General features: G+C 68.1%; 8 protein-coding genes and 1 tRNA gene. 4 read left to right on the forward strand and 5 right to left on the reverse strand.

The annotated features are described in order from the left end of the window. The first annotated feature begins 33 nt into the window (after window positions 1–33). Both E7V67_004900 and E7V67_004905 read left to right on the forward strand, forming a co-directional pair. On the forward strand, window positions 34–1,314 hold the full coding sequence (locus E7V67_004900; GenBank protein ID WUR14446.1) for a TonB family protein: 1,281 nt from the start codon (window positions 34–36) through the stop codon (window positions 1,312–1,314). A gap of 280 nt (window positions 1,315–1,594) precedes the next feature. Then, the gene (locus tag E7V67_004905; protein WUR14447.1) at window positions 1,595–3,445 is read left to right on the forward strand and encodes an ABC transporter ATP-binding protein/permease; all 1,851 of its coding nucleotides are present in this window, start codon (window positions 1,595–1,597) and stop codon (window positions 3,443–3,445) included. Window positions 3,446–3,534: 89 nt separating this feature from the next. Here the strand turns inward: E7V67_004905 and E7V67_004910 are convergent. Continuing rightward, window positions 3,535–3,611 (reverse strand) — tRNA-Pro (locus tag E7V67_004910). A 140-nt stretch (window positions 3,612–3,751) separates the two neighbouring features. On the opposite strand from E7V67_004910, the gene arsC reads away from it, so the two are divergent. Beyond that, window positions 3,752–4,099: an arsenate reductase (glutaredoxin) gene (gene arsC, locus E7V67_004915; GenBank protein ID WUR14448.1), complete on the forward strand. Its 348-nt coding sequence runs from the start codon at window positions 3,752–3,754 to the stop codon at window positions 4,097–4,099. 132 nt (window positions 4,100–4,231) lie between these two features. Here the strand turns inward: arsC and E7V67_004920 are convergent, their stop codons facing one another. The 3 genes from E7V67_004920 to E7V67_004930 form a co-directional block, all read right to left on the reverse strand. Then, window positions 4,232–7,189, reverse strand: coding sequence for a TonB-dependent receptor (locus tag E7V67_004920; GenBank protein ID WUR14449.1), 2,958 nt, complete (start codon window positions 7,187–7,189; stop codon window positions 4,232–4,234). A 256-nt stretch (window positions 7,190–7,445) separates the two neighbouring features. After that, complete coding sequence (locus E7V67_004925; GenBank protein WUR14450.1) at window positions 7,446–8,663, reverse strand: DUF4861 family protein; 1,218 nt, start codon at window positions 8,661–8,663, stop codon at window positions 7,446–7,448. Between the two features lie 11 nt (window positions 8,664–8,674). Beyond that, window positions 8,675–10,090, reverse strand: a complete 1,416-nt coding sequence (locus E7V67_004930; protein WUR14451.1) for a glycoside hydrolase family 88 protein — start codon at window positions 10,088–10,090, stop codon at window positions 8,675–8,677. Window positions 10,091–10,265: 175 nt separating this feature from the next. Here E7V67_004930 and E7V67_004935 point away from each other — a divergent pair, with 175 nt between their 5' ends. After that, entirely contained in the window at window positions 10,266–14,921 is a 4,656-nt protein-coding gene (locus E7V67_004935) for a DUF3320 domain-containing protein (GenBank protein ID WUR14452.1), read from the forward strand. Window positions 14,922–15,061: 140 nt separating this feature from the next. Here the strand turns inward: E7V67_004935 and E7V67_004940 are convergent, their stop codons facing one another. Then, entirely contained in the window at window positions 15,062–15,751 is a 690-nt protein-coding gene (locus tag E7V67_004940; GenBank protein ID WUR14453.1) for a FadR/GntR family transcriptional regulator, read from the reverse strand. Window positions 15,752–15,758 lie beyond the last annotated feature (7 nt).

Consider the following 15,758-nt stretch of genomic DNA (forward strand, 5'->3'; position numbering starts at 1 on the left):
CGGTGCCGGGAACCTCAAGTAGCAGTCAGACCGATGACAAAATTTCAATGCCATTACGAAGTCCTGAAAGTGACGCGTGACGCCCCCGCCGAGGTGATCCGGGCGGCCTATCGTTCCCTGTCCCAGAAACATCATCCGGACAAGAACGTCGGCAACCCCGAGGCCGCGCGCGTGATGGCGCGCCTGAACGCCGCCTACAGCGTGCTGTCGGACGCGGAGCAACGGGAACTGTACGACTACCAGATCCTGCACGGCCATGGTTCCGGCCAATACGAATACCACGAGTCCGCCAACGCGGGCGACTTCAATGGCGAGCCGGGGCGAGCCAGCGAGACGGCCGGGGGGCGCAACGGCAAAGCGCCCGATTCGCTGCTGAACCGGGTCCGCGATTATGTCGCCGGACGGCACGGCCGGATCGCGGCCGTCCTGCTCGGATCGACCGCGATCGTGCTGGTGATCGTCGGGCGATCGAGCTGGCAGGAGCAGCAGTCGATGCGCTTGCTCGAACAGGCGGCCACTTATACGCCGGGCGCCGCGAGCGCGCCGCCCGTTGCCAGCGTCCCAAGCGGTCAGGCGGAAGTGGAACTGGTGGGCAAGGGCGCAGGCCAGGGCCGCGAGATCCCTGTGGCCCGCGCGACCGGGGACGAGCCGGCGCCAAAGGCGGAGGCGCCTGCCGCCGCACCGAAGGCGTCCGATTTCGAGCGCCTGACGGCCATGTTGAAGAGCATGGGCCTGGGCCTGCACAAGCTGGACCTGCCTGCAAAGGAAGCCAAGCCGAAGGAGACCGCGCCGAAGGAAACGACAGCGAAGGAAGACGCGCCCAAACCCGCGCAGGCGGAAAAGGCCGTCGTGGCGGCCAAGGCTGCCCCGACTCCGGTGGCACAACCTTCCAAGGCGGTGACGGAGGCCGGGCGTGGCCGCGACGAAGCCGAACGTGCCGCGCCGGACACCGCGCGCGTCGAGCCAAAGCCGCAAGCGGAGCCAAGCCGCGCCAGCGCCGCGGCATCGGCCAGCGCCAACGCGACGAGCAGCGCGCCGCGCCAGGCCCCCGTCGCCGACATGCGCACCTGCGCGCCGCCGACGTACCCGCCGAAGGCGCACGCCGCCGGCGAAACCGGCACCGTGCAGGTGGCCTTGCTGGTGGCGGGCGACGGCCGCGTGATCGAATCGAAAGTGCAGAAGTCGAGCGGCTCCTCCGAACTGGACAAGGCGGCGCGCAAGGCGTTCTCGCAGTGCCGCTTCAAGGTAGCGAGTGACGACAAGGATGCCGATCCGGTGTGGGCGCGGCTGGAATACGTGTTCTCGCTGGACTGACGCCGGCGCACTGCCGAAAAAAAATCCCGGACGAGTAATCGTTCGGGATTTTTTTCGGCAGGACCCATCAGCGGACTGACCGCCCGCCAATGTTGCGCATCAGCGACAACGCTACAGAAGAGCCGCTATGTCCGTTTCCGCACTGAACGCTTCGATTCCTGGGCATATGCTGGTCCCATGGCTGAGGTTATCGCACTCATCGCCATCGCTGTGCGCCTCGAAGAAGCGGGATCAATCCTGCCGCGGAGTGCGAAACCTGGTCGTTACAAGGAATAGCAAAATGAACAAGCCCACCTCCACCGCCGCCGCCCATGACGACACCCCGGCGCCGCCGAAAAAAAGAGTGCGGGCTGCGCCGCTTTCCCTCGCTGCCTGGAAGCAGTTCATCAGTGTGGCCAAGCCTTACTGGCTGGAGGACCAAAAAAAGAAGGCCTGGTTCCTGCTGCTGCTGTTGATCGCCCTGATGCTGGTCGAAACCCAGCTGGCCGTGATGCTGAACGACCAGACCGGCGAATTGACCTCCGCGCTGGCCGGCAAGAACCGCGACCGCTTCTGGAACGCGGTGCGCGAGTGCCTGCTGATCCTGGCCTTCGCGGTGCCGGTGTACGCGTTCTATTACTATATGCGCGACCTGTTCGCCAACCAGTGGCGGCGCTGGCTGACGGGCCGTTTCCTCGATGGCTACCTGAAGGGCCGCAAGTATTACGAACTGGGTTCCGATGCCGACATCGACAATCCCGACCAGCGCATCAGCGAAGACGTCAATACCTTTACCGGCAAGTCCATCCACTTCCTGCTGATCTTCCTGGGCTCGATCATGCAGCTGGTCGCCTTTTCCGCCGTACTGTGGTCGATCTCGCACCTGCTGGTCGGCGTGCTGGCGGTGTATGCGCTGGTCGGTACCGTCATCGCCCTGTGGGTGTTCGGTACCCCGTTGATCCACTTGAACTTCTGGCAGTTGCGGCGCGAGGCGGATTTTCGCTTCAGCCTGATGCGCGTGCGCGAGAACGCCGAGTCGATCGCCTTCTACCGCGGCGAAGCCCAGGAACGGGCGCACATCGACAACAAGCTCGACAAGGTGATCCAGAATTTCTCCCGGCTGATCAGGAAGCAGCGTTCGCTGAACTTCTTCCAGCGCACGTTCAGCCAGCTGACCCTGGTACTGCCGTTCGTCATCCTGGCCGACGGCGTGCTGTCGGGCGAGCTGGAAGTGGGGCGCGCCGTCCAGGCCGCCGGGGCCTTCACCGCCGTGCTGTCGGCGGTTGGCATCATCGTCGACAATTTCGAAAGCCTGAGCCGCTTCGTCGCCGGCATCGGCCGCCTGCAGGCCATGGCCGACCTGATGCTGCCGCGGCCGGACGCGCAGAGCGCCAACGAAGACCAGCCTCCGCGCATCGAGCGGCGCCCGGGCCAGCACCTTGCGCTGGAAGCCGTCACGCTACATCCGCCGCAATCGGAGCGCGTCCTGATCAAGGAGCTGACCTTGAAGCTCAAGCCCGGTGACGCCCTGCTGATCACGGGCGACAGCGGCTGCGGCAAGAGTTCGCTGCTGCGTGCCATCGCCGGCCTGTGGCACAAGGGCAGCGGGGTCATTCATCATCCGCCGATCGAAGACTGCTTCTTCCTGCCGCAGCAGCCTTACCTGCAGCAGGGCAGCTTGCGCAGCCAGCTGATCTACCCGAGCGCCGAGTCGAGCCTGAGCGACGCGGAGCTGCTGGAGATACTGAACCAGGTGCACCTGCCGTACCTCGCCGAGCGCGTCGGCGGCCTGGACGCCGTGCAGGATTGGGACAAGCTGCTGTCGGTGGGCGAGCAGCAGCGCCTGGCGTTCGGCCGGGTGCTGGTGCACGCCCCGAGCATCGTCATCCTGGACGAAGCCACCAGCGCCCTCGACTGCCGCAACGAGGCCTCGCTGTACGGGCGCCTGCGCGCGTGCGGCACCACCCTGATCAGCATCGCGCACCGGCCCGCCGTGCTGCGCCACCATACGCATGTGTTGCACTTGACGGGCGATGGCGCGTGGGAGATTCACGAGGCGAGCGGCTATCGGTTCGCTGAGGCGGATGCCACGACGGATGCCGAGCCGGTGACGCCGAAGCCGTCGCTCAAGGTGGTGGTAGCGGCAGGGTAGATCGATGGAGATTGCGGCCAGCTGTCAGACAGCTGTCAGACAGCTGTCTAAGACAGCTGCGATGGTCGAAGCCATTGCCAGGAAAAGAATGGTCGGGGTGAGAGGATTCGAACCTCCGGCCTCTACGTCCCGAACGTAGCGCTCTACCGGGCTAAGCTACACCCCGACTGGTAGGAGGCATTATTAAACCAGAACTTTTCGGGTTTTTCAACTATGTCGAGTTATCTAGACAATAAGAAGGTGCCGCTTGCCGCCGCGGGGTGGCTTGACTATGATGCGGCGACGTAAACTTGTGGCTGCCCCATCATGACCATCACCATCTACCACAACAACGCCTGCAGCAACTCGCGCGGCGCGCTGGCGCTGATCCGCGAGGCGGGTGTCGAGCCCGTCGTCATCGACTACCTGAAGGAGCCGCCCACGCGCGCGCGGCTGGCCGAGATGATCGCGCAGGCCGGGCTGACCGTGCGCGGCGCGATGCGCGACAAGGGTGACTTGTACGAAGAGCTGGGATTGGCCGATCCGGCACTGTCCGACGATGCGCTGCTGGACGCCATGGTGGCGCATCCGGCCTTGATCAACCGGCCGTTTGTCGTAACGGACAAGGGTGTGCGCTTGTGCCGCCCGCCAGCGGTCGTGCACGAGATCCTCTAGCGGCGCGATAAAAACCGGGGTCAGTCCCTGCAGGGACAGACCCCAAGCCTTGACACGTCAACACCCTCTACGCGCCAAGCAAGCTTCGGCGTCGTCCCGGAGGGACAGACCCCGAGACCTGACACGTCAACATCAGAACTTGTAGCGCAACCCCAGCAGATACTCCCGTCCCGTCACATGGTTGACGACCACGCTGTTGCGCTGGCGGCTGATGAACTGGTCGTTCTCCTCGTCGGTCAGGTTGACGCCCTCGAAGGTCAGATCGAGCTTGTCGTTGACCTTGTACGACAGCGACAGGTCCACGTTCAGCGACTTGTTCTTGCCTTCCACGTCGTTGTTGTTCTGGCCCGGCACGCGGGTCAGGAAGGCGTCGCGCTGCGAGGTCGAGACACGGGCGCTGAAGCGGCCGTCGTCGTAGTAGAACGTGGCGTTCCAGGATTTCGGCGACAGGTTCAGGAGGTCGTCCGTGATCGTCGCGCCGCCGTTGGGCGACACCAGGTACTCCATCGTCGACTTGACGTAGGTGTAGTTCAGCAGGGCGCCGAAGTTCTTGCCGATCCCCGGCAGGAACGTGAACGGCTGCTGGTAGTTGATCTCGAAGCCGCGCAACTTGCCGCCTTCCGTATTGATCGGCGCCGTCACCGCGAACACCTCGTCGCCCGTGAAATTGGTCGGCAGCAGCGACAGCGGCAGGCCCGTGTCGCGGAAGCGCACGTCGGTGCGCAGGCTTTGGATATACGTGTCGATGTTCTTCTGGAACAGGCCCAGGCCCAGGAAGCTGTTCCTGGCGAAGTACCACTCGAAGCTGGAATCGAACGTCTTGGCGCGGAACGGCTTCAGGTTCGGATTGCCGCTGGTGATCGACAGGGTGCCGGTGGTGGCGATGGTGCCGCCCGGCGACAGGTCGTTCAGCTGCGGGCGCGTCATGACCTTGGATGCGCCGAAGCGGACGATGAAGTCGGGCCGCAACGTGGCCGCCACGTTAAAGGCCGGCAGCGTGTCCGAATAGCGGTTGTCCACCGTGACGGCGGTGCCGCCGTTGGACGCCACGTAGCCAGTGGACGACAGGTCGGTGCGCACGTAGCGCACGCCCACGTTGCCGCGCAGCGGGATGCCGGCCAGTTCCGTGTTGAAGTCGCCCATCAGGTACAGGCCCTTGTCCTCTTCCCGCACCGAGCGGTTGTTGCCGCGCGCGTTGGCGTTCTCGATCGACGACAGCGTGAAGTCGCCGGGACCGCCGGCCGGGCCGCTCTTGATGCAGTTGCAGTAGATGTCGTAGGCCTGCGCGATCGCCGGCAGGTTCGGCATCGCCCAGCTGGTCGGCGTGCCCGCCGGCAGCCCGAGGCCCTTGCCGAAGCCCGTCAACGTGGTCGTCAGGCTGGCCACCGAGGTGCCGGCCGGCGGCGCGAAGATCGTATCGCCCTGGTTCACGCGGCGGAACTCGTACGAATCGAACGTGTACTTCTTCGCGCTGGCGCCGGCTTTCAGGCTGAAGCGGTCCGGCAGCACGTCCCACGAGACGTTGACGTCCGCCACGTCGGTCGTGTTGGTCGTGCCTTGCGGGCGGATGCGGATCTCGCTGGCCGTCGTGTTCGGGATCGAGGATGGCTGCGTGCCGCTTGCCACCTGCGGCACGCCGACGATCGTCAGCGCGCCGCCCGCCTGGGTCGGATCGAACGGGTAGCCGATCGTCGGCAGACGGTCGTTGTCGCGGAAGTCCATCGTGTAGCCATTGACGTTCAGCGCGTCCAGCGTGGTGGTGGTCTGGATCGGGTTGCGGAACTTGGACTTGGCGCGGCCCAGCTTTGCGTTCAGGCGCCAGCCTTCGGCCAGGTCCTGCTCCCACGTCAAGGTCGGCTGGGTGAAGGTCGTCGTCAGCTCGTCGTAGCGCGACTCGGCGCGCACGTCGACGCCATTGAACTTGCCGTACAACAGCGCGCCGTTGGGCGCGTACAGTGCCTCGACCACGCTGGTCTGCGGCTTGCCGCCCTGGGTGCCGCCGCGCGAGAACGAGATCGCCTCCAGGTAGTCTTCCTGGCGCGACGCATCCAGCTTCGAGTACAGCATGTCGAAGGTCAGCAGCGCGCCGCGCATCGGGCGCCACTGCACCGAGGCCGTCAGGCCGAGGCGGTCCTGGTCGTGCGCCAGGCGGCCGTAGCGCGGGATGCGCGGCGTGAAGTTGGCGGCGCTGCTGGCCGCGTTGTAGGCGTCCACCGCGCCCTGCGAGAACGGCAGCCGTGCCACGCCTTGCGCGGCCGGGCCGCAGGTGGCGGCGGTGGAGTTGGCCGGGTTGGCGGCCACGCCCTGCGGCGCACACCAGCCGCCGGACGACGGGCCGTTATCCCAGCGCACGGTGGAGAAGCCTTCCTCCAGCACCTGCCGCTTCGAGTAGGCGCCCGATACCAGCACGCCCAGCTTGCGGTCCATGAAGGTGTTCGACAGCAGGAAAGCGACGCGCGGATCGGTCTTCTCCGAGAGGTCGTTGTACTTGCCCTTGGCGGTGATGGTGGCGTTGAAGCCCTTCAGGTCGAACGGACGCATCGTGGTCAGGTCGACGGTGGCGCCCAGCGAGCCTTCGTCGACGTCGGCCGAGGAGCTCTTGCGCACCGTGAGTGAGCTGAACAGCTCGGACGCGAACACGTTGAAGTCGAAGCCGCGCGAGCGGTTGGCACCGCCCGAGGAATCCGTGCCGCCCGTCGTCGCCAGGCCTTCGATGCCGTTGATGCGCACGCGCGTAAAGTCCTGGCCCAGGCCGCGCACGGTGATGTTGCGGCCTTCGCCGGCGTCGCGGTTGATGACGACGCCGGGCACGCGCTGCAGCGATTCGGCCAGGTTCGTGTCGGGGAACTTGCCCATGTCTTCCGCCTTGATGACGTCGACGATGCCGTTGTCCTCACGCTTCTTGTTCAGGGCGGACTCCAGCGACGCACGCAGGCCGGTGACGACGACCTTGGTCGGTTCGTCGGCGGCAGGGGTGGTCTGGGCGGTGGCATGACCGAGGACCAGCAAGGCGGTGGACGTGATGGCGCAGCGGGCGGCGGCGTGCGCGCTGCGACGCTTGTGCGCACGGCGGGAAGTGGTGGGATGCATCGTATCTCCAATAATTTTTATTGCTCTGGTATGCGGACCGCCGGCCAAAACTGGTCAGGCCGGTTGGTGCATTCTAGGGCAGATTTTTGATTATTGGTCAGTCCGCAATAAAGATTTTTTGCTAAGTGGCCGGACCGCAGGGGGAGGGGCGTGGAGGGGTGTGGCGGGATTGCTACAGTTGAGACCCATGGTGTCAGGCACCTGTTTCAGGGCGTTTCGCCCTGAAACAGGTGCCTGACACCGGTGTTTTCCTCCGTTACGGCTGCGCCTGCAGCGCCACCTTGACGGGATGGCGTGCCCGTTGCGCCATGTCGGCCACGTAGGCCTTCCATTGCTCCAGGCTGGTGATTTCGCCGGCGCGATTCCAGGCGCCGCCGGCGTAGTAGCGCAGCGGCTGGCCCGCCTTGACGGGCGCCAGCACCAGGTGGTTCAGCTGGTCCTGCGCGTACTCCGTCGCCCCCGGCAGGATGATGGCCGTGCCGAATTCGCCCTTGGTCTTCTGCTTGACCCACTGCAGCAGCACGCCGTCCTTGACCTCGCGGTACACGTCGATGTCCGGCTGTTCGCCCTTGTCCGAAGGCGTCTTGTTCAGGCCCACGGCGGCAAGCAGCGACGCCTTGTCCTTGAACTCGAACGTGCTGTCGATCCGGTCCAGGTAGTGGCCGGCATCCACCGTGAAGCGCTTGACCTCCGTGACGGGCGTGCCGGCCGCGTCCCAGGCGTCGTAGCGCAGTTCGAACACGCTGCGCACGGGACCGTTGGCCAGCACCTTCCAGTTGGCGTAGTTGACGCTCGTGTACAGCGTCTTGCCGTCCCAGATGCCGGTGCCGCCGGCGCCGCGCGACTTGCCGACGTTGTACATGTCCATGCCTTCGCCCTCGTCATGGTGATAGTGGTCGTGGCCCTTGTTGTACCAGCGGTCGACGATCGGGTAGGACACGCGCTTGAACCACAGATCCAGGCCGCTGGTCTGCAGCACTTCCTTGCCGCTGCCCGGCGGCGCCGGCGCCATCAGGGCCGGACCGTAGGTGCGGTGCGCCAGCTTGTCGTTTTCCCACGCGAAGTCGTCCAGGCGCTCGGGCACGTAGCGCGCGAATGCCTGCGCCGGGAACACGGGCGCCACGCCGTCGATGGACTCGACGGTGTAGGTCGCGCTCTTCTCGCCGGCCTTGAAGCTGTGCTGGAAAATCAGTTCGCCATAGGCCGCGCCGACGTTGTGCGGGTCCTTTGCCAGCGGCGCCACGTTCGTCACCTGGTAGGGCACGGCCTTGCCGTTGGCGTCCTTGACGGCAATGCGCTGGATCAGCGCGCCGGGCATGGCCTTGTTGACTTCAAGCCAGGGAATCGTCACGGTTTCCGACGGCCGTGCCGTGGACAGGTCGTGCGACAAGGTCACGCGCAGGCTGGCCGCGTGCGCGGCAGGGAGCAACAGCGTCGCCAGCAGGGCGGCGGCGGTCGGGCGGTGCAAGGTCATCGGGTCCCCTTTCAATGGTGTTCGCGGTAGTCGGTCTGCCCCGCGCCTTTCGGCTGGTAGTGATAGGTGCGGACCTTGTATTCGATGTTCACGTTCGGGTTCTTCAGCAGGCGCAGCATCTCGGCGCCGGCCAGCAGCATGGGGCCATAGCCGTGCAGCGCATGCACGCTGGTCGGGCGATGGTAGTAATACACCTGGTCGGAGGCGAGCGTGGTGCCGACGCAGGTGCCTTCCACCTGGCCCTGTGCGTTGATCTTCGTCGCCAGCCCCGCCCAGCCGGCCTGCGCCACCGAGCCGTACACGGTCGGGCTGATCCAGCCCTGGTTGACCGCGTGCGCGATCGTGTAGACGAACATCGCGCTGGCCGACGTCTCCAGGTAGGAGTCGCTGCGGTCGATCATCTGGTGCCACAGGCCCGTGCCGGACTGGCGCTCGGCGATGCCCTTCAAGGCCGCGCGCAACTGGTCCAACACCTTGGCGCGGCCCGGGTGGTCCTGCGGCAGCACGTCCAGCAGGTCGCTCATCGCCAGTACGGCCCAGCCGTTCGCGCGCGCCCAGTAAAAGCGCGGCGAATCGGGTGCGTGCGCATGCCAGCCGTGAGTGTAGATGCCGAGCTGCGGGTTGAACAGGTACTTGCTCATATTGAGCACGTTGTTGACCGCGTCGTCGAAATACTTGCGTTCGCCCGTCATGCGACCCATCTCGGCCAGCGCCGGAATGCTCATGTACATGTCGTCGCCCCACAACGAGACGGCCTGCGGACGCTTGCGCGCCAGCGTGCCGTCGGCCAGGCGGAACTGCTTGTTGGCGACCCAGTCGCCACACGTGGCGATCATGCCCGCGAGGTCTGGGCCGACCTTGGCGGCGCGGGCGCGCATCAGCGCCGCGCACATCGAGCCGGCATCGTCCAGCGCGCGCGGATCGAGGAAGCGCGAGAAGCTGTTGGCACGCTCCAGGTGGAACTTCTGTTCCTGCGCGCGGAAGTAGGGCAGCTTGTCGGCGAAGAATTGCAGGTGGCGCCGCGTCATCGTGGTGAAACCCTGGTCGCCCGTGACCTCGGCCGCGCGCAGCAGGCCGGAATGCACGACGCCCATTTCGTAGACCAGGATGCCGTAGTCGCCGGCGGCGTCCTCGAAGGCCGCTTCCGGCACGGGGTTTTTGAAGTCGGTGATCGGCGCGCCGGTCTTGCGGTTGACCACGCGGGTCGGCGTGGCCTGGTCCATGTAGGCGCGAATGCGGTGCAGCGCCTCGGTGATCTCGGCCGCCACCGGCATCTTGTACGGCACCGGATACGTGCCTTCGGAAGGGTCGTTCAGGTTCTTGTTGTCGGGATTGCGGAAGGGGCCCTCCGCATGGGCGGCGCCCAGCAGGGCGCAGCAGGCCAGCGCGGCCAGCACGTTCGTCTTGACGTTCGTCTTGAGTTTCACCTTGTCTCCGTCGCGCATGGCGTGCGCTTGCTGTTTCACTACCATTATTGGTCAGACCATTCTAAATTGGTCCGGCCAGTTACGCAAGGTGGGCTGACCAGCAGCGAGAAGCGCCCGGGCGTGACGCGGCTTTACTATAATCGCAACATCACCCACGATTGAAGAGGCGCAGTAGATGAGCAGCAGCACCGCAGAGGGCGCACGGCAACCGGGCCTGCAGCGCCTGTTCGACGACACGCGCCGCCGGCTGGTGGAGACGGGCACGCGCAACCGCCTGGTGCACGTCAACCGCGCCAACACGCGCGGCAACGTGATCGCCATCGTCAACGAGCGCGCCGACGACACCTACGCGCTGCTCGCGGCCGGCAAGGCGCTGCGCTTTCGCGCGCTGGGGCACGACGCGGACGACACGGCGGCCGACGCCCTGCGCCTGGCCGACGTGGGCGAAGAGGGCTTCGATCCGGAGCGCCAGCGCGACGGCTGGCTGGAAACGCGCCTGGGCCCGGACGCGCTGCAAAAGCGCCTGCTGAAGATCGCGCGCGAGGCACGCACGGCGGAAGAGGAGTCCGGCGTCAACGTGCTGTACCTGGCGCTGGGCTTCCTCACCTGGCTGGAGCAGAAGCCCGGCACGCCGGCGCGCGAGGCGCCGCTGGTGCTGCTGCCGGTGGAGCTGGTGCGCAACGCGCGCACGTCCACCTATGACGTGCGCCTGCGCGACGAGGACGTCGTCACCAACCTGCCGTTGCAGCAGCGCCTGAAGGAGGATTTCGGCATCGTGCTGCCGGAGCTGGAGATCGAGGAAGGCTGGACGCCGGCGGCCTATTTCGCGCAAGTCGAAGCGGTGATGGCGGAGCGCGCCGGCTGGCGCGTCGAGCGCGACGGCATGCAGCTGGGCTTCTTCTCGTTCTCCAAGCTGCTGATGTACCGCGACCTCGCGCCGGAGGCGTGGCCGGACGGCGCCATCGCGGAACACGCCCTGACGCGCGGCCTGCTGTATGAGGGCTTTACTCCGGCGGCACCGCTGGCCGGCCCGGCCGACCGGCTGGACGACGTGCTGCCGCCGGCGCGCCTCTGCCACGTGGTCGATGCGGATGCCTCGCAGGCCGTCGTCATCGAGGAGGCGCGGCTGGGCCGCAACCTGGTCGTGCAGGGGCCGCCCGGCACCGGCAAGTCGCAGACGATCGCCAACATCATCGCGGCTGCCGTCCACGACGGCAAGCGCGTGCTGTTCGTGGCCGAGAAGATGGCGGCGCTGTCGGTGGTGCACGACCGGCTCGTCAAGGCGGGCCTGCGCGACGTCTGCCTGGAGCTGCATTCGCGTAACGCCAACAAGAAGGCGGTGCTGGCCGAGCTGGCGCGCACGCTGAACGCGGCGGCGGACGTGCCGGCGATGCCGCCGTCGCCCGACGCGCTGGCGCAGGCCGTGACCACGTCGAACGCCATCGCCGAGGCGCTGCACCGCCCCATCGGCAGCAGCGGCGAAACGCCGTTCTCGGTGCTCGCACTGCAGGCGCGCCTGATCGGGCAGGGCGTGCCGGCGCCGACCATCGACGGCGCCGCCGTCGCGGCGCTGGCGCCGGCCGCGCTGGAGCGCCTGCTGGCGCACGTGGAGCGCTTCGGCGCGCTGCTGGCGGCCGAGGGCGATTTCGACGCGCACCCGTTTGCCGGCACCCGCAACCTCGATCTGCAACCGGTGCAGCTGACGCGCCTGGTGCCGCTGCTGGAACAGGGCGCGCAGGCGGCCGAGGCGCTGGCGCAGGCGCTGCAGGCGGCGGCGGGCACGCTTGGCGTCGCGCTGCCGCCCACGCGCAGTGCCAGCCAGCCGCTGGCCGGCACCCTGGCCGTGCTGCGCGGCCTGCCGTCGGACGGCCACGCCGTCGCGGCACGGCTGCTGGCCTGCGCCGACCTGCCGCGCCTGCGCCAGACCTTGGCCGCCGGCCTGGCCTGGCGTGCCGCGCACGATGCGGCCGCGGCCACCTTTGTCGATGCGGCCTTCGGTGCCGCCGCGCCGCTGCACCTGCGCGCGCCGCTGCTGGCGGGCACGGCATCGTTCTTCACGCGTTGGGGCGGTGCCTACCGCGGCGCGTCGCGCGAGCTGGCCGGCCTGCTGCGCGGCGCCTTGCCGAAGCGCGCGGCCGAGCGCGTCGCACTGGTCGACACGCTGCTCGACGTGCACGCGCGGCGCGAGCGCTGGCAGGCCGACGAGCCGTTCGCCGCTGCCGCGCTGGGCGCCGCCTGGCGCGCCGGCCAGACCGACTTCGGCCGGCTGCTGGCGCTGGCCGACTGGTGCGGCGCGGCGCAGGCGGCGCCGCTGCGGCTGGCGGCGGATCGCATGCTGGCGGTCGCCGCCCAGCCGGCCCAGGTGGACGCGCTGCTGATCGCCATCGCCACGGCCGAACGCGGCATGGGGCCGCTGGACGAGGTCCTGGCCACGCTCGATGCCGATTTCGGCGCCGACTACCGGCTGGACGACGCCACTCGCCGCCTGCGCCGCATGGCGCTGGCCCTGCCGCGCTACGGTGGCTGGGTGGCGCTGCGCCAGGCCTACCAGGCGCTGGCCGATGACGGCGTGCCCGAGGTGGCGCGGCACATGCGCGATGGCACGCTGGAGGCCGGCGCGGCCGCCATCGAAATCCGCTTCGCCCGCGCCGAGCACCTGTGGAACGCGGCGCGCGAGGCCGAACCGGTGCTGCGCGCACTGGGTGGCCAGGACCGCCATGCGCTGGCGGCTCGCTTCGCTGCGCTGGAACGGCAGCACCTGAAGGACAACGTGACGGCGATCGTCGCGCGCCACCTGGCGCAGGTGCCGCAGGGGGCGCAGGGCAATATGAAGGTGATACGCGGCGAGATCGGCAAGAAGCGCGGCCACATGGCGCTGCGCAAGCTGTTCGCCAGTGCGGGCGACGCGCTGCAGCGCATCAAGCCGGCCATGCTGATGAGTCCCATCTCGGTGGCCCAGTTCGTGCCGCCCGGCGCGCTGGAATTCGACCTGCTGATCATCGACGAGGCCTCGCAGGTGCGGCCCGAGGACGCGCTGGGCGCGATCGCACGGGCGCGCCAGATCGTCGTGGTCGGCGACCAGAAGCAGCTGCCGCCGTCGTCGTTCTTCGACCGGCTGCTGAGCGACGAGGCGGAGGAGGAAACCGAGGATGCCGAAGCCGACGCAGGCCTGCTGGGCAGCGCCGCCAGCGTCGGCGCGCTCGAGAGTGTGCTGAGCCTGTGCGAGGCGCGCGGGCTGTCCGGCCGCATGCTGCAGTGGCATTACCGTTCGCGCGACCCGTCGCTGATCCGCGTGTCGAACGCGGAGTTCTATGGCGACGCCCTGGTGCTGCCGCCGTCGCCGCTGGAACGCAATCGCGCTTTCGGCCTGTGCTTCACGCGGGTGGCGGGCGTGTACGACAAGGGCGGCAAGCGCGACAACCGCATCGAAGGCGACGCCATCGTCGCGCGCGCGGCCGAACATGCGCGACGAAATCCTGCGCTGTCGCTGGGCATCGTCACGTTCTCGTCCAGCCAGCGCAACCTGATCACGGAATTGCTGGAGCTGGCGCGCCGCGCCGATCCGGTGCTGGACGCGTTCCTGCGCGAAGGGAAGAGCGAGGACGTGTTCGTCAAGAACATCGAGAACGTGCAGGGCGACGAGCGCGACGTGATCCTGGTCAGCGTCGGCTACGGCCCGACCGAAGCAGGCGGCTGGCTGGCCAGCATGTCGTTCGGCCCCGTCAACGCGGAGGGCGGCGAGCGCCGCCTGAACGTGCTGTTCACGCGCGCGCGCCTGCGCTGCGAGGTGTTCGCTTCGTTCGACCCGGCCGACATCGATCCGGCGCGTACCAGCCGCGCCGGTCCGCACATACTGAAGCGCTACCTGCAGGCGGCGCAGGCACGCGGTGCGGCGGACTTGCCGGCTGCCGGCGCGCCGTCCTCCGTGCTGGCGCAGGACGTGGCGGAAGCCATCCGCGCCCTGGGCTACGTGGTGGATGCGCAGGTGGGCTCGGCCGGCTTCCATCTGGACCTGGCCGTGCGCCACCCGGAGCGGCCGGACACTTACCTGCTGGCGCTCGAATGCGACGGCCCTGCCTGGCGCGACGCGCGCTGGGCGCGCGAGCGCGAGCGGCTGCGCCAGGAGGTGCTGGCGCACCTGGGCTGGCGCCTGCACCGCGTGTGGAGCACGGACTGGTTCTACCGTCGCGACGGCGAGATCGAGCGGCTGCGTGCGGCGCTGGAGCAGGCGCGCACGGCGGCACACGACGTGCCGCCGATCGACGGCGCCAACAACGGCGTGGCAATCCCGGTGCCGCAGGACGAACCGGTGCCTCCGCTTGAGGCGGCGCCCGCGCCTGTCATGCCGCAGATGCCGCTGTACCAGCGCTGCATCGTTCCGATGGGCGAAGGCGAGCCGCACGAGCTGGCGCCGGCACGGCTGGTGGAACTGGTCACCACCATCGTCACGGCGGAGGGGCCGATCCACGTGGAGGAAGCGGCGCGGCGCGTGGCGGCCTGCTTCGGCAAGGACAAGGCGGGCGCGCGCATCCTGACCGCGGCGCGCACGGCGCTGGAAACGGCGGATTTGCTGTCGGACGGCACGTTCTGGTTCACCCAGGCGCAGCACGACGCAGCACCGGTGCGTGACCGCTCGCAGGAGAGCGGCGCCACCGTCAAGGCAACCAGTATCTCGCCACTCGAACTGCGCGCGGCGCTGCGGCTGGCGCACGAGCAGAATGGCGGCGGCAGCGCGGCGGAGATGATCCGCTGCGCGGCACGGCTGCTGGGGTTCAAGCGGGTGGGGGCGGAGTTGAGCGAGCGGCTGGCCGCGGCGCTTGAGAACGGCTGACTGCCAGCGCAACCCTTTTCACCCCACGGCAACGACCGGGGTCAGACGGGGACGCCAAGTCCCGCCGGGTCTGGCCCCAGCTCTTGCTTCTGCGGTTCTGGTTGAAGCTGGTGGCGCTCCGAAAAAAACGACGGTCCCGGTCAGCCGCGCGAGAACGTGCGGGTAACCCGCTCCAGGTGCGCCCGCATCGCATGCCGCGCCCCGGCCGGATCGCGCGCGGCGATGGCTTCCAGGATCTTGCGGTGGTCCGGCAGCGTCTCCAGGCGCAGTTCCTCGGTCTGGTAATGTTCCTTCAGCTTGTGCCACAGCGAGCCGCGGTTGTTCCACAGGTACTCGATGACGCCGACGAAGGCCGTGTTGCCGGTGGCGCGCGCGATGGCCAAGTGGAAGTTGCGGTCGGCCTGTTCGTTGCTCGCGCGGTCCTCGTGGCGGCGCTCCATCTCCTCGACGGCGCGCAGGATGGCATCGACCTGGGCGGCCGTGGCGACCTTGGCGGCGATCGCCGCGATTTCCGATTCGATCAGGCGGCGGGCGGCCAGCACCTCGAACGGGCCCGGTCCCGTTTCCGGCACCTCGGCCGGCAGCGGCTGTTCGCACACGTACACGCCCGAGCCACCGCGCACTTCGACGACGCCCCCCAGTTCCAGGGCGATCAGCGCCTCGCGCAAGGAAGCGCGGCTGACCGACAGCTTGGCCGACAGCTCGCGCTCGGCCGGCAGGCGCGCGCCCGGCGCGATGTTCTCGTCCTGGATCATCTGCTGGACGCGCTCGGCGACGACGCGGTACAGCCGCGGTTCGGGAGCGCCGTTGTCGCCGTTGGGCTTTTTCATGGCCGGC

Source organism: [Empedobacter] haloabium (assembly GCA_008011715.2).
GTDB classification, from domain to species: Bacteria; Pseudomonadota; Gammaproteobacteria; order Burkholderiales; family Burkholderiaceae_D; genus Rugamonas; species Rugamonas haloabia.

Bases quoted from the DNA above. Each gene is read 5' to 3' on its own strand.
- E7V67_004900 (WUR14446.1), top strand. From the start codon at position 34: ATGACAAAATTTCAATGCCATTACGAAGTCCTGAAAGTGACGCGTGAC.
- E7V67_004905 (WUR14447.1), top strand. From the start codon at position 1,595: ATGAACAAGCCCACCTCCACCGCCGCCGCCCATGACGACACCCCGGCG.
- arsC (WUR14448.1), top strand. From the start codon at position 3,752: ATGACCATCACCATCTACCACAACAACGCCTGCAGCAACTCGCGCGGC.
- E7V67_004920 (WUR14449.1), bottom strand. From the start codon at position 7,189: ATGCATCCCACCACTTCCCGCCGTGCGCACAAGCGTCGCAGCGCGCAC.
- E7V67_004925 (WUR14450.1), bottom strand. From the start codon at position 8,663: ATGACCTTGCACCGCCCGACCGCCGCCGCCCTGCTGGCGACGCTGTTG.
- E7V67_004935 (WUR14452.1), top strand. From the start codon at position 10,266: ATGAGCAGCAGCACCGCAGAGGGCGCACGGCAACCGGGCCTGCAGCGC.
- E7V67_004940 (WUR14453.1), bottom strand. From the start codon at position 15,751: ATGAAAAAGCCCAACGGCGACAACGGCGCTCCCGAACCGCGGCTGTAC.